This window comes from Intrasporangium sp., from assembly GCF_030452765.1.
Lineage (GTDB): Bacteria > Actinomycetota > Actinomycetes > Actinomycetales > Dermatophilaceae > Intrasporangium_A.
This window is the reverse complement of the sequence record NZ_JAKDLO010000034.1, coordinates 12,478-30,179: the sequence shown is the minus strand read 5'-3', so window position 1 is coordinate 30,179 and position 17,702 is coordinate 12,478. Positions and strand designations below refer to the sequence as shown.

General features: G+C 72.2%; 11 protein-coding genes. 6 read left to right on the top strand and 5 right to left on the bottom strand.

The window, feature by feature from the left end; all coding sequences use genetic code 11:
* Positions 1–1,697: DUF222 domain-containing protein (locus tag L0H79_RS06455; RefSeq protein WP_367652439.1), on the top strand; the 1,697-nt coding region annotated here is incomplete at its 5' end.
* A gap of 316 nt (positions 1,698–2,013) precedes the next feature.
* Entirely contained in the window at positions 2,014–7,173 is a 5,160-nt protein-coding gene (locus L0H79_RS06450) for a DEAD/DEAH box helicase (RefSeq protein ID WP_301483755.1), read from the top strand.
* On the opposite strand, the gene L0H79_RS22170 is transcribed toward L0H79_RS06450, so the two are convergent.
* The gene (locus tag L0H79_RS22170) at positions 7,101–7,652 is read right to left on the bottom strand and encodes a type II toxin-antitoxin system PemK/MazF family toxin (protein ID WP_367652438.1); all 552 of its coding nucleotides are present in this window, start codon (positions 7,650–7,652) and stop codon (positions 7,101–7,103) included. The genes L0H79_RS06450 and L0H79_RS22170 overlap by 73 nt on opposite strands.
* Before the next feature lie 174 nt (positions 7,653–7,826).
* On the opposite strand from L0H79_RS22170, the gene L0H79_RS06440 reads away from it, so the two are divergent.
* Positions 7,827–8,681 carry a DNA-formamidopyrimidine glycosylase family protein gene (locus tag L0H79_RS06440; protein ID WP_301483753.1) on the top strand — a complete coding sequence of 285 codons (855 nt, stop codon included), beginning with the start codon at positions 7,827–7,829 and terminating at the stop codon, positions 8,679–8,681.
* A 25-nt stretch (positions 8,682–8,706) separates the two neighbouring features.
* Here the strand turns inward: L0H79_RS06440 and L0H79_RS06435 are convergent, their stop codons facing one another.
* A complete protein-coding gene (locus L0H79_RS06435; protein ID WP_301483752.1) occupies positions 8,707–9,114 on the bottom strand; it encodes a hypothetical protein in 408 nt (135 codons plus the stop codon).
* Between the two features lie 123 nt (positions 9,115–9,237).
* Between L0H79_RS06435 and L0H79_RS06430 the strand changes: the two genes are divergently transcribed.
* Entirely contained in the window at positions 9,238–9,654 is a 417-nt protein-coding gene (locus tag L0H79_RS06430) for a VOC family protein (protein WP_301483751.1), read from the top strand.
* 33 nt (positions 9,655–9,687) lie between these two features.
* Here L0H79_RS06430 and L0H79_RS06425 read toward each other — a convergent pair whose 3' ends face one another.
* Positions 9,688–11,097 carry an MFS transporter gene (locus tag L0H79_RS06425; protein ID WP_301483750.1) on the bottom strand — a complete coding sequence of 470 codons (1,410 nt, stop codon included), beginning with the start codon at positions 11,095–11,097 and terminating at the stop codon, positions 9,688–9,690.
* Between the two features lie 140 nt (positions 11,098–11,237).
* On the opposite strand from L0H79_RS06425, the gene L0H79_RS06420 reads away from it, so the two are divergent.
* Together L0H79_RS06420 and L0H79_RS06415 are read left to right on the top strand one after the other, a co-directional pair.
* A complete protein-coding gene (locus L0H79_RS06420) occupies positions 11,238–11,672 on the top strand; it encodes a hypothetical protein (RefSeq protein ID WP_301483749.1) in 435 nt (144 codons plus the stop codon).
* Positions 11,669–15,424, top strand: a complete 3,756-nt coding sequence (locus L0H79_RS06415; RefSeq protein ID WP_301483748.1) for a choice-of-anchor D domain-containing protein — start codon at positions 11,669–11,671, stop codon at positions 15,422–15,424. Before L0H79_RS06420 ends, L0H79_RS06415 begins: the two co-directional genes overlap by 4 nt.
* Before the next feature lie 46 nt (positions 15,425–15,470).
* Here L0H79_RS06415 and L0H79_RS06410 read toward each other — a convergent pair whose 3' ends face one another.
* Together L0H79_RS06410 and L0H79_RS06405 are read right to left on the bottom strand one after the other, a co-directional pair.
* Entirely contained in the window at positions 15,471–15,749 is a 279-nt protein-coding gene (locus L0H79_RS06410; protein WP_301483747.1) for a hypothetical protein, read from the bottom strand.
* Positions 15,750–15,966: 217 nt separating this feature from the next.
* Positions 15,967–17,685, bottom strand: a complete 1,719-nt coding sequence (locus tag L0H79_RS06405; RefSeq protein ID WP_301483746.1) for a glycerol-3-phosphate dehydrogenase/oxidase — start codon at positions 17,683–17,685, stop codon at positions 15,967–15,969.
* Positions 17,686–17,702 lie beyond the last annotated feature (17 nt).

The window sequence follows — 17,702 nt, the reverse complement described above, 5'->3', positions numbered from 1 at the left end:
AGAGGCAGGTGCTGGTCATGGTTCCCGATGCGGCGCTCGTCGAGCGGCTGCGGCAGCGGATGTCGCAGGTGCAGGAGCGGCACGAGCGGGACCAGCAGGGCGCCGCGCGGGCGTTCTGGAAGGCACTGCGCGAGCCGGGCGACGGTGCCTGTCCAGGGGCCGGGACGGAGCGCGATGGTGGGGGCAGCGGTGGCGCTGGCCGTGGCGCTCGCGCCGCAGACCATGGTGGCCGGGGCGCTCGCGGCTCGGCTGGTGGTGGCCGTGCGGGTGGTGGCCGCGCGCCGCGTGCGCGGGCATCGGCGCGGCCGGTGGGCCGTGGGGTGTGGGCGGATGTGGACCCTGCTGGGCCGGTGGTGACGCACCCGCTGCAGGTGGGCTGGGCCGGCGAGGGGGCGATGCCGGTGCAGGACGAGGCGTTCCTGGCCGCGGCGCGGGCCGAGGCGGCGCGCCGCGCGGACGAGGAGGAGCTGGGCGCGGAGGAGTTCGGTGCGGGGGTCAGCGAGCTGGGTGAGGCGGTGCGGGTCGAGGCGCTGGTGGGGATGTCGCTGGTGGGGCATTCGCCGGCGGCGCTGACCGCGGCGGTCGAGCAGGTCTGCGCGGCACGTGGCGAGCTGGATGTGGTGTTGGTCAACGCGCTCGGGGAGCTGCTCGCGCGCGGCAGTGGGTTCCCGGACGGCCTGTCCGGCAGCGACTGGCTGCGCTGCCTGGACCCGACGTTGACCGCGGGGGCCGCCAAGGCCATCCTGACGGTCGCGGCCGCGGTCTCCGAGCCGCGCTGGGCCGAGTTGGCGGCCCGGGTGAGCATGCGGCAGGTGACGGTCGCGGCGGCTGCGCGGATCGTGCAGTTCCAGATCGATGCGTCCCGGGTCGCGGATCCGGGTCAGGTCGCGGCCGCGGTGGCCGACCTGCTCGAGCAGGCTCCCCGGTTGGGTGAGCGGGAGCTGGCCGGGTTGGTGCGCCTGCACACCGAGCAGGTCACCCCACCGGATGACATCGACCCGGAGCGGCTGGACAAGGCTCGTGAGTCCGCGCGCGGGTTGTGGTTCGGTGCGCCGACCGCGACCGGGATGGTGCCGATGCGCGGCGTGCTCGACCCGGAGGCCGCCGCGATCGTCAAGGCCGCGGTCGACCCGCTGTCCCGACCGTGCCCGGAGCGGGACGAGCACGGGCACACCATCGCGCCGGATCCTCGCTCCCCCGCCAAGCGCCGCGCGGACGGGCTGCTCGAGGTGATCGGGCGTGGGGTGGCGGCCGCGGACGGGGTGCGGGTGACCGACAAGGCCAAGGTCGTGGTGATGATCGACTTCGACACGCTGCTCGGGCGGGTCGTGGGGGCCGGCTGGGCCGGCACCGGGGACGTGCTGTCCGCGGCGAGCATCCGGCGCCTCGCGTGTGACGCGCAGGTGATCCCGATGGTGCTGGGCCGGCACGGGGAGCCGCTGGATGTGGGCCGGCACGAGCGGCTGGTCGGGCCCGGGCTGCGCCTGGCGTTGACCCAGCGCGACGGCGGCTGTTCCTTCCCGGGCTGCACCATCCCGGCGGCGTGGACCGACGCGCACCACGTGACACCCTGGTACCTGGGCGGGGTCACCTCCTTGTTGAACACGACGCTGTTGTGCCGGCGCCACCACACGCACGTGCACCGGCACGGCCTGACCGCGACCGTCACCGCCGGCTCGGTCACCTGGCAGCGATAGCGGGTCTGCCCCGCACCCCGCCCCACCCAGGAGCGGGGCGCGAAGCATGCCTCAGCGTCCTGTGAACACGGGCTGTCGTCCCTCGATGAACGCTTGGCGTGCTTCGGCGTGGTCCTCTGCCAGCGAGCAGATGACCTGGGACCGAGGCGCGCTCGAGCACCGTGACGTGCCAAGCGGCCGACCGATCCGAGACCCTCGATGACGGCGCTCGTGGACCGACTGGGCAGGTTGGACCGGCTGGGCCGATCCGGCCGACTGACACCCGACGGCCGGAGCAGCGTTCCGGCGTGTCGGTGGCGGGTGGCAGGCTGGTCAGGTGGGTGACGTGCTGGACTTGTTCTCCGAGGCTACGCAGGCGTGGTTCCGGAGCAGCTTCCTCGCGCCCACGAGCGCTCAGGCCGGGGCCTGGGAGGCGATCTCGTCCAGGCGCCACTGCCTCGTCGTCGCTCCGACCGGCTCCGGCAAGACGCTCTCGGCGTTCCTGTGGGCGATCGACCGGATGGCGTCCGAGCCGGTGCCTGACGACCGGATGGCGCGTTGCCGGGTCCTCTACATCTCGCCGATGAAGGCGCTGGGCGTGGATGTCGAACGTAACCTGCGGGGGCCGCTCGTCGGCATCGGCCACGCCGCGACCCGGCTCGGGCTGCCGGTCCCCGACATCGAGGTCTCGGTCCGATCGGGTGACACTCCCGCGAACGAGCGGCGGGCCTTCGCGCGGTCGCCGAGCGACATCCTCATCACGACGCCCGAGTCGCTGTTCCTCATGCTCACCTCGTCGGTCCGTGAGGCGTTGCGGGGCATCGAGACGGTCATCGTCGACGAGGTCCACGCGGTCGCGGGGACCAAGCGCGGTGCCCATCTGGCGTTGTCACTGGAGCGGCTGGACGGCCTGCTGAGCAAGCCTGCCCAGCGGGTGGGCCTGTCCGCCACGGTCCGGCCTGTCGAGGAGGTCGCCCGCTTCCTCGCCGGTGGACGGCCGGTCGAGATCGTCCAGCCCGAGTCGAGCAAGCAGTGGGACCTGCGCGTCGTCGTGCCCGTCCCCGACCTGGCCGAGCTCGGCTCGTCGGTGGCGGAGATCGAGCCGGGGATGCCCGACCTGTCCGGGCCGGCCACCGGCGCGCTGCCCCGAGCGAGCATCTGGCCGCACGTCGAGGAGCGCATCGTCGATCTCGTCGCCGAGCACCGCTCCACACTCGTGTTCGCCAACTCGCGCCGCCTCGCGGAGCGGCTCACCGCCCGGCTCAACGAGATCTGGGAGGAACGCCAGTATGACGCTGACCCAACGGGTGCGGGTGGTGAACGGGCCGCGTCGGGGATCGGGGATGGCTCAGACAATGCGGGCGGTTCGGAGGAAGCGGCCGGCTCAGGCGATGCGGGCGAGCCCGGTGAGGCGCCGGACGGGGTCCGCAATGCCCGGGTGGTCCTCCCCGGGCTCGGACCCCTCGAGAGCCGGCGCACCGCATCGATGAAGCCGCCCGCCCAGGTCATGGCGCAGTCGGGCGCCAGCCGGGGCGCACCGGGCGTGCTCGCCCGGGCCCACCACGGGTCGGTCAGCAAGGAGCAGCGCGCGGCGATCGAGGAGGACCTCAAGGCCGGGCGGCTGCCCGCCGTCGTAGCGACCAGCAGCCTCGAGCTCGGCATCGACATGGGTGCAGTCGACCTCGTCATCCAGGTCGAGAGCCCGCCGTCCGTCGCGAGCGGGCTGCAGCGGGTCGGTCGGGCGGGGCACCAGGTCGGCGCGGTGAGCCGAGGTGTGCTCTTCCCGAAGTTCCGGGGCGACCTCGTCCAGACGGCCGTCGTCGTCGAGCGGATGCGCGCCGGCGGCATCGAGGCGCTCCACGTACCCGCCAACCCGCTCGACGTCCTCGCCCAGCAGGTCGTCGCGATGTGCGCCCTCGACGACTGGAGCCTCGACGCGATCGAGACGATTGTCCGGCAAACCGCGAGCTTCGCCGGGCTGCCGCGCTCGGTCCTCGAGGCGACCCTCGACATGCTGGCCGGCAAGTACCCCAGCGACGAGTTCGCCGAGCTGCGACCGCGGATCGTGTGGGACCGGGTCACCGACACGATCACGGGCCGGCGCGGGGCGCAGCGGCTCGCCGTGACGAGCGGCGGCACGATCCCAGATCGTGGCCTGTATGCCGTCTTCCTCGCCTCGGGGCAGGGCCCGGGGCGCCGGGTCGGCGAGCTCGACGAGGAGATGGTCTACGAGTCGCGCGTCGGTGACGTCTTCACCCTCGGCACGTCCAGCTGGCGCATCGAGGACATCACCCACGACCGTGTTCTCGTCACTCCGGCACCCGGCAAGCCGGGCAGGCTGCCGTTCTGGAAGGGCGACGCCGCGGGCCGGCCCGCCGAGCTCGGTCGGGCGGTGGGCGCGTTCGTGCGCGAGGTCGTCGGGCTCGGCGACGAGGCAGCACGCGGGCGCATCGAGGCCGCGGGCCTCGACGACTGGGCCGCCGACAACCTGCTCGCCTACGTCGACGAGCAGCGCGAGGCGACCCGGCACGTCCCCGACGACCGGACCATCGTCGTCGAGCGGTTCCGCGACGAGATCGGAGACTGGCGGGTCGCGGTGCTCTCACCGTTCGGCAGCCAGGTGCACGCGCCGTGGGCGCTGTGCGTCGCGGCCCGGATGCGGGAACGGTTCGGCGTCGACGTGCAGGCCATGCACGGCGACGACGGCATCGTCTTCCGGCTGCCCGACCTCGAGCTCGACGATGACGGGCCCGGTGGTGGCGGCGGCGCCGATGGCGCCGATGGCACGTCCGGTGGCGCCTCCCGTGGCGCCCCCGACGGTGCTCAGGGTGTCCGGTCGAGCGGTGCCATCGGGCGGCAGCTCGTCGAGCTCGTCACCCTTGACCCCGAGGAGGTCCAGGAGCTCGTCACCGCGGAGATCGGCGGATCGGCCCTGTTCGCAGCGCGGTTCCGGGAGTGCGCGGCCCGGGCGCTGCTGCTGCCGCGCCGTCGGCCCGACCGCCGCCAGCCGCTCTGGCAGCAGCGCCAGCGCGCAGCCCAGCTGCTCCAGGTCGCGAGCCAGTACCCGAGCTTCCCGATCGTCCTCGAGACCGTCCGCGAGTGCCTCCAGGACGTCTTCGACGTGCCGAGCCTCGTCGGGCTCATGGGCGACATCCGCTCCCGCGCCGTCACCGTCGTCGACGTCGAGTCGGCCGAGCCGAGCCCCTTCGCCAAGTCGCTCGTCTTCGGGTATGTCGCCCAGTACCTCTACGAGGGCGACTCACCGCTGGCCGAGCGGCGCGCCGCAGCGCTGGCCCTCGACCCGTCCCTGCTGTCCGAGCTGCTCGGCCAGGGCGAGGCGCTCGCGCTGCGCGACCTGCTCGACCCGCAGGAGGTGGCCCGCACCGAGGCGGAGCTGCAGCGCCTCACGCCGGAGCGGGCCGCCCGTGACGGCGAGGACCTCGCCGACCTGCTCCGAGTGCTCGGCCCACTGTCCATGACCGACATCCTCGCGCGGGTGGTCGAAGGCTTCGACCCGCAGGCCGTCGAGACCGCGCTGCGCGCCCTGGAGGAGACCCGCCGCGTCATCGTCGTCCGGGTGGCGGGCGAGGACCGGTGGGCTGCGATCGAGGACGCCGGACGGTTGCGCGACGCGCTCGGCACGGCGCTGCCCGTCGGCATCCCGCACGCGTTCCTCGAGCCCGTGCCAGACCCGCTCGGCGACCTCGTGGCCCGCTTCGCCCGCACCCACGAGCCTTTCACACCAATGACGGCCGCGCGGTGGTGGGGAGTCGGGCCCGCAGTGGTCCACGACGCCCTGCGACGGCTGGTCTCTGCGGGCCGGGTCGTCGAGGGCGAGCTGCTCCCGGTCGAGAACGGCGGCGGACGCGGCCCGGAGTTCTGCGACGCGGAGGTGCTGCGGCTGCTGCGGCGCCGCTCCCTCGCCGCCCTCCGGCACGAGGTCGAGCCGGTCACGCAACGCGACCTCGCCCGGTTCCTGCCCCAGTGGCAGGGCGTCGGTGGCGGGTTGCGCGGTCGCGAGGGTCTGCTCCGCGCCGTCGAACAGCTCACCGGAGCCGTGCTGCCCGCCAGCGCCCTCGAGACCTTGGTGCTGCCAGCCCGGGCGGCCGATTACCGCCCGGGTCTGCTCGATGAGCTGACCAGCGCGGGCGAGGTGACCTGGCGCGGGCACGGCTCACTTCCGGGCGATGACGGCTGGGTCAGCCTGCACCTGACCGAGACGGCCCACCTGACCCTGCCGCCACCCGACGACCGCGCGCTGACCGGCACCGAGCAGGCCGTGCTCGCCGAGCTGTCCGGCGGGGGAGCGTGGTTCTTCCGTGCACTGGCCGACCGTCTCGACCTCGACGACGCCGAGCTGCTCGACGCGCTCTGGTCACTCGTCTGGTCCGGCCACCTCACCGGTGACACGATCGCGCCACTGCGGGCGCTCCTGACCGGTGGGCGCACCGCGCACAAGCGCGCCTCCGCCGGCCCCCGCACCACACGGTATGCCGCTCAGCGCCGGTCGCTCGGCCGCTTCGGCTCCCTGCGGGCGGGCCTGAGCGGAGCCGGTGGGTCGAGTGCGGTGACTCGTCGTGGCGCTCCCGAGGGACGTCTCGTCGGCGCCGCCGACATCGCGGCCGCGGAGCAGAATGCGCGCGCGGCGAGTCGCCGTGCCGACCGGGCCGCTACAGGGTCCATCCCGGCGACGGGCGTGGGCCGATGGTCAGCGCTTCCTGCGGCCGAGACCGATCCCACCCTGCGCGCAGTGACCAGTGCCGAGCTGCTCCTCGACCGCTACGGGGTGCTGACGCGAGGCTCGGTAACGGCCGAGGACGTGCCCGGCGGGTTCGCCGCCATCTATCGGGTGCTGGCGGCAGCCGAGGAGGCCGGCACGGTGCGGCGAGGCTACTTCGTCGAGTCCCTGGGCGCGTCCCAGTTCGCGGCACCGGGTGCCGTCGACCGGCTCCGATCCCTGGTACGGCTGCCGGACGACTCGCGGCAGTCCCGCGCACCGGCGTTCGGCAGCGCGGCTGACCCGGGCGACCTGGGGACGGTGCCTCCCACAGGGAGCGAGGTGGGCGGCATACCAAAGCACTCTCCTGCGCTCGTGCTGGCTGCGCACGACCCCGTGAACCCTTACGGCGCGGCACTTCCCTGGCCCGAGCGTCCGGTCGCCGACGCAGCCGACGAGGGGGGCGGCGACGAGGGTGGCAGGCGCAAAGGCCACCAGCCCGCACGCAAGGCCGGGGCACTCGTCGTGCTCGTCGACGGCGCGCTCGTGCTGTACGTCGAGCGTGGCGGGCGCACGATGCTGTGCTGGTCGGACGACCCGAGTGAGCTGCAGGCGGCGACGGATGCGCTCGCGCTCTCGGTGCGGGAGGGGGCACTCGGGCGGCTCACCGTCGAGAAGGCTGATGGCGCCTCGGTCCTGCGCTCGGATCATCCTCTCGTGCAGGCGCTTTCGCAGGCTGGCTTCCACATGACGCCGCGCGGGCTGCGTCTGCGTCGGTGACCGTGCAGCTCTACGCGTGTGCAGCTCTGCACGCGTGCATCCGCGATGCCTGGTTGTAGCGGGTGATGCGTGGCGTGCCTGCGGGCCGATGTCCCAGAGCACGATCCCGATCCGACCCCCGGCCTGCGGTCCAGCCCGAGGATCAGCGCGAGCGCCACCTCGATCTGTTCCGTGCTCGCCTGGTCGATGCTTCCGATCCGGCGCACGAACCGCGAGCAGCTGACGGCGCGGATCGCCCTGCAGACGGCCCGGCTCGGCTGATCGCCACCGGCGCCAGTCGCTATGTCGACTCGGAGCGGCGACGGGGCCAACGAGCTTGACAGGGGAACGACGACGATCAGTTCTTCCGGGACGCCGCTGCTCAGCTCGTCGGCGGAGACCACGACGGCATGACGTGTATTGCCCGGCTCGCCAGTGCGTCCCGCACCGAGTGCGACGAGCCAGACCTCTCGACGAGCAGGGGCGTCAGCCAACACCATTCGGCGATCTCGGACAGCAGGGCGGCCAGCGATACCCCACGCTCGCTTCCCGTATGCCGCCGAGCATGGCCCTGCGCTCGACTGTCCGGCGCGTGGCGGGGGCGTCGCCTCAGTGCATTCTGGGAACATCGGAGGCGCGGGAGGCACGCGCCCGCGACGGGGGAAGGAGGGACGGTGCCCGAGGGAGACACCGTGTGGCGGACCGCGCAGCGGCTCGACACGGCGCTGGCCGGGCGGCCGATCGTCGCGTCCGACCTGCGCTGGCCCGACCTGGCGACGGCGGACCTGCGCGACCGCGACACCCTCGAGGTCGTGAGCCGAGGCAAGCACCTGCTGCACCGCATCGAGGGTGGGCTGACGCTCCACTCGCATCTGCGCATGGAGGGTCGGTGGCGGATCGAGGCCACCGCGACCCTCAAGCCGGGATGGCGCCACCTGCCTGACCTGCGAGCGCTCGTCGCAACGTCGGCCTGGACCGCGCTCGGTCTGCGACTCGGCGAGCTCGACCTCGTGCCGACGGTGCGCGAGTCGGGCCTCGTCGGGCACCTCGGTCCCGATCTGCTCGACCCGGGCTGGGACGAGGCGAGCACGGCGCGGTGCGTCGCCAACCTGCGTGCCCGTCCGGTCACCCTTGCGGAGGCGCTCCTCGACCAGCGCAACCTCGCCGGGCTCGGCACGATCTGGATGGCCGAGACGCTCTTCGCCGAGCGAGTCAACCCCTGGGCAGAGGCTTCCGGGCTCGCTGAGGACATCCTCGTCCGGGTCGTCCTGCGGGCGCACGCCCTGCTCGACCAGTCACGTCGTCACGATGTGCCGTCCTCGACCGGGTTCCGGCGTCGGGGCGAGTCGCTGTACGTGCACGGGCGCAGTGGACGGCCCTGCCGACGATGCGGCGTCCCGGTCCGGATGGCCCCGCTCGGTGCCGGCCTGCACGACCGGGCCGTCTTCTACTGCCCAGCGTGCCAGGGCGGGCTCGGCCCGACCGACGACGACCGCCCCCAGTCGCCGCTCGGCGCCCGCGACCGATAGGCCGGCGGCTGCGCGCGACCGGGCGCTACCAGCGGACGCCCTGGTCCGTCAGAGTCATCTCGAGGTCGAGCCGGCGAGCGTTCGACAGTGGTCCGCGGGAACACGGGGTGGGCAGGTCGAGACGACGGCAGCACTCCAAGAGCACGTCGTCATACGCCAGGAGGCTGGCCTCCACCCGCAGATGCGCGCCGGGCTGGCGTGTTCCGTGGGCTGCCTGCACCAGGGCGGCGAGGCGGGACAGCTCGAGGCTGAGCAGGTGCACGTCCGCACCGCGGACGTCGACATGGGAGCGACGCCGCGTTGCACGCGTGCGGACGCCGTGCCCCCGCGCCCTACCCGGCCAGGGAGGCCGGCCGGCGACCCACACCGGCACGCGGGCGAACAGCTCGAAGGCCACGACGAGCACCAGAATGCTGACGATGTAGCCCACCATGTCCGCTCACCTCGCCACCAGTCTGGCAGGCCCCGCCGGCTGTGGGAAGGTCACCAACGGTGGGTGAGCACGGGCCAGGCGTACGCTCGGTGGACGCATCTTCTTGGACCAAGGAGGACGACCATGTCATCACGGCTCAACCCCTACATCAGCTTCGGCGACAACGCACGAGAGGCGATGGAGTTCTACCAGGGCGTCTTCGGGGGAGACCTGACGATCTCGACCTTCGGCGAGTTCGGCGACAAGGACGCGCCCGGCGCCGACGGCGTCATGCACGCATTCCTCGAGACGCCGAGCGGCTTCGCCCTGATGGCGTCCGACACGCCGCCTGGGATGTCCCGCACCGTGGGCGACACCATCATGATCAGCCTGAGCGGCGACGACGGCGACGAGCTGCGCGGCTACTGGCAGAAGCTGTCCGAGGGCGGCACGATCTCGATGCCCCTGGAGAAGCAGATGTGGGGCGACGAGTACGGCGCGCTGCAGGACCGCTTCGGCGTCAGCTGGATGGTCGACATCGTGGCTCAGCAGCAGGGCTGAGCAGCAGGGCAGAGCAGCCCAGCCTTGACCGGGTCAGCTGCCCGTCCGGCGCCCCGAGGCGATGACGAGGCTCGCGATCGCGGCGAGGAGCGCCCACATGAGAACGAACACGTCGACGTCCGAGCCGTGCGGGTCGTGCAGCGCGGCGAAGACGGCACCCGACAGCGAGATGCCGAGCACCGCCCCGAGCACGTCCGAGAGGTTGAGCGACGAGCTGGCCCGCCCGTGCTCCTCGGTGGGGCTCAGGGCGAGTGTCAGCACGGACGTCGACGACGTCGCGAGCCCCATCGCGAGGCCCATCAGCACCGAGCCGACCGCGAGTACCAGCCAGTGCAGGTCGGACGCCGCCACGATCGCGAGCAGGGCGATCCCGGCGGCCAGGCAGGCGCCACCGACCGTCACGAGCTGCGGCTTGGCCTCGGCGAACGCCTCGTTGCCCTGTACCCAGGAGCCGAGCGACCAACCGAGCGCCCCGACCGTGAGCACCGCCCCGGCAAGGGTTGGGGTCAGGCCGCGCTCGGCCACGAGCATGAGCGGAACGAACGCCACCGCCCCGTTGAACGTCGCGCTGAGCAGCAGCCGGCTGAGCATCGTCGAGGGAAGCCCTCGTCGCATCCGCAGGGTCCCGCGTGGCGAGAGTCGCGGGTAGACGATCGCCACCCCGACGAGTCCGACGAGCGTGGCGATCAGCATCGCCGGGCTGAACGGGACGAGCCGCTCGGCGCCGACCTGCAGCAGCCCTGCGGCCAGGGCGATGGCCAGGCCGAGCCAGGCGACCCGGCGCTCGGCCGCGAGGTCTGCCGGCGCCGGCGACTCCTGGGGGAGCGCCCCGTCGAGGGCGGTGCGCTGCTGCAGCACGATGACGAAGGTCGCCGTGATCGGGACGAGAACGACGAGGAAGACCCATCGCCACGAGAACGTCGTGGTGAGCCACCCGGCGATCGGCGGCCCGACGAGCGAGGGCAGCACCCACGCCGCCGAGGTCCAGCTGAAGACGCGTGGCCGCACCGACGCCGGATAGACCCGCCCCGCGACGACATACAGGGCGACGATGTTGAGCCCGGCCCCGAGGCCCGCCACCGCACGACCGGCGAGCAGCGCCCCGAACGACCCGGCGAGCCCCGCGACGACGCACCCGATCGCGAAGAGGAGCTGCCCCACGACGAGCACCTGGAAGGGTCCCCGCCGGTCGGACCACAGCCCGGACAGCACCGTCCCGAGCAGCTCGGCGGTCAGCATGATCGAGAAGGCGAGCCCGTACGACTTGACCGCGTCGAGGTCGGCCGCGACGACGGGCATCGCGGTCGAGATCGCCATCGCCTCGAAGGCGATGATCGTGATGAGGGCGAGGACCGCGATGGTGACCAGCCGGTACTGCGCGGACAGCGGGCCGGCGGCGCGCTCCATCCGCGCTGCCGCTCGGTCCTCGTCGCGGGTCGCCACCGACGCCACGCTACCGAGCACTGTCGTGCTCTTCGCGCCGCGGGCTGCTTCGCGACGTCGTGGCGCGATCGGCCGCGACCCCTTGACCACTCGGCCCGAGAGGAACACGCTTTTGTCTTGGGGTGAAGGAGGCCTGTCCGATGCCTGAGAAGCGAACGCCGTCCCGCCGCACCCGCAAGTCCAGTCCGAAGAAGACCGCGGACGAGGGCAACGGCGACTCCGGAGGTCAGGGCTCGTTCGGCGGCCCACCGGAGCTCGGACGCAATCCCGATGCCGACCCGGTGAGGATCCACCGCGAGTACGTGCAACGCCGCCTGGGCGGAGGGGCGCCGCCCACACCCGCGGCGTACGAGAATGCCTTGGAGCAGTGGCGCCAGATCCCCGGGGCCGTTCGCGGCCCAGCCGGTGAGGTGCACCCCGGACGAGGGCGCGAGGCCGCGGGCGGCGAAGAGGCGGACGAGGCCGAACCTGAGCAGGCCGAACGTGAGGTGACGCGGGAGCCCGAGACGTACGAGGGCCCGCTGCCCGCCACCGACCCCGGCGACAACAGCCCCTACGAGGATGGTGCGCGATGACCCTCCGCGGTGTGGTCTGGCAGCGGCGCGGCCCGAGCCCGATCAGCTCCGGCGGCCGGGAGGACAACGGGCTCGTCTCGGCGATCGCGATCAGTCCGAACGACTCGGACGTCATCTACCAGGGCACCGCAGGTGGGGGTGTCTGGCGCAGCATCGACGGTGGCGCCACCTGGACGCCGCAGTTCGACCGACAGGCAGCGCTCGGCATCGGTGAGCCAGGGGCACTCGCCATCGACCCCAACGACACCGACACGCTCTACATCGGCACCAGCCAGCGGGTGACCCCACAGCCTCAGGCCGGCCTGTTCAAGTCGACCGACGGCGGCAACAGCTGTGTCCGGCTCGGCTCGGGATATCCGGCGGGCAACGTCGGCAACGCGGCCCAGTTCGTCAACCAGTGGATCAACGTGATCGTCGTCGATCCGGGCGACTCGCAGACCGTCTACCTCGCCTCGACCAGCGGGGTCTTCCGATCCACCGACGGGGGGCTCAACTGGACGAGGGGAGTCGGCATCGGTGGCGACGCACGTTCCCTCGTCATCGACCTGTCCACCCCGCTCGCGGGCCGCATCCTGTATGCCGGCCAGGCCGGTCAGGGACTCTTCACCTCGAGCGACGGCGGCCAGAACTGGACGCAGATCCTCAGCGCGGCGACGCCGGCTGTCGCGGCGGCGCTCGGTGGCGGGTCGATGGGCAAGGTCATCGTCGCCATCGCCCCGCCGACTGCGCCGCCCAACCCGGCCGGCGTGCAAGTGCTGTACGCCTCGATGGCTGGCGGCGGTGGCGCCCCCGACCCGGTCGGGGTCTTCGTCAGCACCGACCAGGGAGGTACGTGGACCCAGCAGAGCGCCACGGGAATGCCGGGCAACACCCAAGGCAGCTACAGCTTCCACTTCGCCGTCGACCCGACCTCGCCCGGCGACGGCGTGAACGACATCCTCTACTTCGGGGTGGTCGGCCAGGCACGCTCCACGGACTCGGGGCAGACCTTCACCGCCCTCAACGGGCTGCACGCCGACACCCACGCCTGGGCGTTCGCGCCGGGCGCCGGCGGGTCCTCGACGGTCTACTGCGGCAACGACGGCGGCATCTTCGTCTCCACCGATGGCGTCAACTTCACCTCGCTCAACAGTGGCGGCCTGCAGACCGGGCTGTTCTACAACCTCGACAGCAAGCCCGATGCGGGAGCCTCCGTCATCGTCGGGGCCTTGCAGGACAACCAGGTCGAGACCACCAGCGGCGCGCCGGCGCCCGGCTGGTCGGCGACCAACGGCGGCGACGGCTGGGACGCCGTGTACGACGGCGGGATAGCGGGGCAGCTCTACTGCACCAGCGGGTTCTGGTTCCCCGCCCCGTGCACCCGGGTGTGGCGATCCACCGACGACGGCGTGACCTGGGGGGAGGTCACGCCGTGGGGGACGACGAGCGACGCCGGCTGCTACCTCGCCCCCATCGCCACCGACCCCAGCGTCGGCGGCACGGTGTACGTCAGCGGCAACCAGAACCTCTGGCAGAGCCAGGACGGCGCGGCCACGTGGCGGATCGTCGGTACCTTCGGGACGACGGTCAGTCCTGCGGTGGCGCCGTCGCGCAGCGCCAACGTGGTTGCCGCAGTCGGCAGCCAGGTCTTCGTCTCCACCAACGCGCTGGCCGCCACCGTAGGGCCGCCGGCAGGTGTGGTGTTCTCCGACATCACCCGTAACCTGCCGGCTCGCAACGTCCAACGGGTCGCCTTCGACCCGAACGACCCCACCGTCGTCTACGCGGTGCTCGGCGGGTTCAACGGTGCCGGCGCAGGTCAGCAGGGCCACGTCTTCCGGACGACCGTGGGTGGCACCGCGTGGGAGGACATCTCCCCACCGGTCGACATCCCGCACGGCGCGCTTGAGCTCGACGGCAGCGACACCCCCACCACGATCTACGTCGGCAACGACATCGGCGTGCTCCGCTCGGTGGACGGCGGGCTGACCTGGACCGTGCTGGACGACATCCACTTCCCGCGCGCACCGGTCACCGACCTGGTGCTCGCCCGCGATGCCAAGGTTCTTCGGGCGGCCACCTACGGGCGCGGTGTCTTCGAGTTCGCCACGGCCGACTGGCCGGTCATCGCCGTCAACCTGCAGACCGGCCTGGACTTCGGCACGGTCTGCCTCGGCGGCACCGCGGACCTGACGCTGCAGATCTTCAACGTCGGCGAAGGTGACCTGGTCATCGACAGCGTGCAGCGCCTGATGGGGTCATCGGCCATCACGGTCTCGGCCATGCCCGGCACGCCACTGGTGATCGGGCCAGGAGAAGAAGTGGACTTCACCGTCCACTACAGCCCAACCGTGGCAGGCGCCTCCGACGTGGCGACGATCCGGATCGAGAGCAACGACCCGGGCGCACCGGTAGTCGACCTCGCGGCTCGGGCGGTTGCCGGAACCGGGCTGCCGGTCCTTGTCGAACCGGACAGTGGGGCTTTCGGCGAGGTGTGCCTGGGCGACTTCGTCGATCGCGTCATCGTGCTCAACAACGCGGGGACCTGCCCGCTGCGGGTGTTCCGGATCGTGTCCTCGGCCGCGGAGTTCGTGGTTCCTGACGTGGCGTCATACCCGCTGCTGATCGCGCCCGGCGACTCCGCCGACCTGCCCGTCCGGTTCCAGCCGAGTGCCCGTGGCGCCTTCTCGGCGACACTGAGCGTGATCACCGACAGCGCCGAGCCAGACCCCACGATCCCGCTGACCGGAACCTGCCCGTCTCCGCGGCTCACGACGTTCCTGCCCGACAGCGGGCGCTTCGGGCCGGTCTGTGTCTGCGCGTTCCGTGAGGAACCGCTGACCATCGCCAACTCCGGTATTTGCCTTCTCATCGTTGACGGTATCTCGTCGACGTCGGTCGAGTTCGTCGTGCCCGACGTCGACACCTTCCCCCTGACCGTGGCACCCGGCACGGCTATCGAGGTGCCGATCCGGTTCGAACCGCGAAGCTACGGACCCAAGTCCGCCACGATCACCATCGACAGCGACGACCCGGGCGGCCATCGCTCGGTCGACGTGTCGGGCTACGCGCCCTCCGGCGTGCTGGCCCTGACCGGGTCGACCGACTTCGGGCTCGTCGACCTCGGCACGACCGCCCATCTCGAGCTCACTCTGGCCAACGTCGGCGAGTGCCCGCTGCACATCTGCCGGGTCGCCTTCCGCTCGCGTGGGCCGTGCGACTGCGGCTGCAGTTCCAGGTGCGGCTCAGGCTGCGGCTGCGGTTCCGGCTGCGGCTGCGGCTGCGGCTGCGGCTGCGGCTGCGGCTGCGGCTGCAGTTCCGGCTGCGACTGCGACTGCGGCTGCGGTTCCAGCTGCGGCTGCGGGTGTGGCTGTGGTGGTCACCACAACCACGACGAGCATCACGACACCGATCACGGCGAGCACGATCGCGATCAGGACAGGCACGTTGACGGACGGGAGAAGCCGCGACCGGGCGACCCGTGCTCGTTCTGCCACACCTGTGACCACCACTGCGGCACAACGCAGTGCTGCGCCCAGTTCCGGCTGGTCAACAACCCGTTCCCGGCCACGCTGGCGCCGGGATCGTCCCTGCCGGTCACCATCGCCTTCACGCCCACCTGTGAGTTCAACCCCTGCTGCGAGCTGGTCATCTGCACCGACGACCCGGAGCACGAGCGCACGGTGCTGCTGGTCAGAGGCCAGCTACGTCGCACGCTGGCAACCTCGCTCAAGTGCTGGGCGGGCCAGCAGATCCAGTCGATGATCAGGTGACGACCGCCGACGCGTCAACGGGAGGCTCGAGGGATCGGCAGCGACATCAACCTGCCGCTGCCGAGCCGCGGGCGGCGCGGAGCCGGACAAGCTGTTGCCGGGAGCGGTAGGCCAAGGCGCCGATGGCGAGGCTGAGTACTCCGGGGATGACGGCGAGCAGCCACTCCAGCTCGCCGCTCCCGGCATCGGGGTCGAGCTCGGTGACCTCCTCGATCCACGTCGGAACCAGCGCTGCCGCAACCGTCAGGATCACGCAGACCACGGCGAGAGCCACCTGCCACCGATAGCGCCGCACCAGCCGAGCCTCATCGTCCGCTGTCGTCATCGCCGAGCCTCCAGACTCTGGGCCATCAGACCAATGATAGGGATGCCCGGGCTGCCCGTCACGTGTCCGCCGGCGCATCAACCCACCGACCGGCGCATCAACCCACCGACCGGCGCATCAACCCACCGACCGGCGCATCAACCCACCGGCCTGAGCATCGACCCGCCGACCTGCAGCACGAGCCGGCGCACGGTCTCGGGTGCGACGACGGGCCAGGCTACGCCGTCGCCATGCTCGGGGGGATCCGCCGGATGTCCGGTGCAGCCTGCCGTTCGGCGTTGGCCTCCGAGTCCTCCAGCTCCTCCTGTGACTCGCGCTCCGCGGCCACCCGGGCGACGTATGCCGCGACCTCGCTCTCGAGCCGCGCCTCATCCCAGCCCAGGATGGGCGCGACGAGCTGCGCCGACGCTCGGGCCGAGTCGACGCCCCGGCTCGGCGACTCGATCGAGATCCTGGTCCGCCGGGTCAGCAGGTCGTCCAGGTGCAGCGCTCCCTCGTGCGTCGCGCCGTACGCGATCTCGGCGCGCAGGTACTCCTCGGCACCGGGCAGCGGCTGCAGCAGCGCCGGGTCGCTGTCAGCCAACCGCAGCACCTGGTCGACGAGTGTACCGTAGCGCTCGACGAGGTGGGTGACGCGCCACACCGGCAGCTGCTCCCGCTCGGCGATGCGCTCGAGACGGTTGAGCAGCGCCGGGTACCCCTCGGCCCCGAGCAGCGGGATCTCGTCGGTGACGCTGTCGGGCAGGTCCGCGCCGAGGTCCTCACGCGCGGCGTCGACGGCGTCGGCGGCCATCACCCGGTAGGTCGTGTACTTCCCGCCCGCGACCGAGACGAGCCCCGGCTGGGAGCGCGCCACGGCGTGCTCACGGGACAGCTCGGTCGTGTCCTCGTCCTGCCCGGCGAGCAGCGGCCGCAGCCCCGCGTAGACGCCCTCGATGTCGTCGTGGGTGATCGGTTCGCGCAGGACGGCGCCGAGCCGGCCGAGCAGGTAGTCGATGTCGGCGCGCGTCGCCGCCGGGTGCGCGAGGTCGAGGCGCCACTCCGTGTCCGTGGTGCCGATGATCCAGTGCGTCCCCCACGGGATGACGAACAGCACGGACTTCTCGGTGCGCAGGATGAGCCCGGTCTTCGAGTCGATCCTGTCCCGTGGCACGACGATGTGGATGCCCTTGCTGGCCCGCACCGAGAAGCGTCCCCGACTCCCCGCCAGCCGCTGCACGCGGTCGGTCCACACGCCCGTGCAGTTGATGACGACGGACGCGGTGACCTCGACGTGATCACCGGTCTCGACGTCCTCGACGACGGCCCCGGTGACGCGCTCCCCGGCGTGGGCCAGTGCGACGACACGTGCCGAGCTGAGGACCGTGGCGCCGTACGCCGCGGCGGTCCGGGCCGTCGTCAGCGTGTGCCGGGCGTCGTCCGCCTGCGCGTCGTAGTAGAGCAGCCCGCCGGTGAGCGCCTCCTTGCGCAGGGCCGGGGCGAGCCGCAGCGCACCGGTCCGGGTCAGCTGCCGGTGCCGCGGCGTCGAGCGGGCGCCGCCGATTGTGTCGTAGAGCGTGAGCCCCGCTGTCACGTAAGGACGTTCCCACCCGCGCCCGGTCAGAGGGTAGAGGAACGGGATGGGCCGCACGAGGTGCGGGGCGATCCGGGTCAGCATGAGCTCACGCTCACGCAGCGCCTCGCGGACGAGGTCGAAGTTCATCTGCTCGAGGTAGCGCAGCCCGCCGTGGAAGAGCTTCGAGGAGCGCGAGGAGGTGCCCGAGGCGAAGTCCCGCTGCTCGACGAGCGCCACCGAGAGCCCTCGGGTCGCAGCGTCCAGCGCGGTGCCGGCGCCGGTCACACCACCACCTACGACGAGCACGTCGAAGGTCTGCGACCCGAGCCGGTCCCACGCGGCGACACGCTGTCCGGGGCTGAGCGCGACGGGACGGGTCATACCGTCAGCCTATGCAC

What these genes read in the sequence shown, in the direction of transcription:
- L0H79_RS06420 (WP_301483749.1), top strand. Translation starts at nt 11,238, where the DNA reads ATGCCTGAGAAGCGAACGCCGTCCCGCCGCACCCGCAAGTCCAGTCCG.
- L0H79_RS06415 (WP_301483748.1), top strand. Translation starts at nt 11,669, where the DNA reads ATGACCCTCCGCGGTGTGGTCTGGCAGCGGCGCGGCCCGAGCCCGATC.
- L0H79_RS22170 (WP_367652438.1), bottom strand. Translation starts at nt 7,652, where the DNA reads ATGGTGTTGGCTGACGCCCCTGCTCGTCGAGAGGTCTGGCTCGTCGCA.
- L0H79_RS06410 (WP_301483747.1), bottom strand. Translation starts at nt 15,749, where the DNA reads ATGACGACAGCGGACGATGAGGCTCGGCTGGTGCGGCGCTATCGGTGG.
- L0H79_RS06430 (WP_301483751.1), top strand. Translation starts at nt 9,238, where the DNA reads ATGTCATCACGGCTCAACCCCTACATCAGCTTCGGCGACAACGCACGA.
- L0H79_RS06435 (WP_301483752.1), bottom strand. Translation starts at nt 9,114, where the DNA reads ATGGTGGGCTACATCGTCAGCATTCTGGTGCTCGTCGTGGCCTTCGAG.
- L0H79_RS06405 (WP_301483746.1), bottom strand. Translation starts at nt 17,685, where the DNA reads ATGACCCGTCCCGTCGCGCTCAGCCCCGGACAGCGTGTCGCCGCGTGG.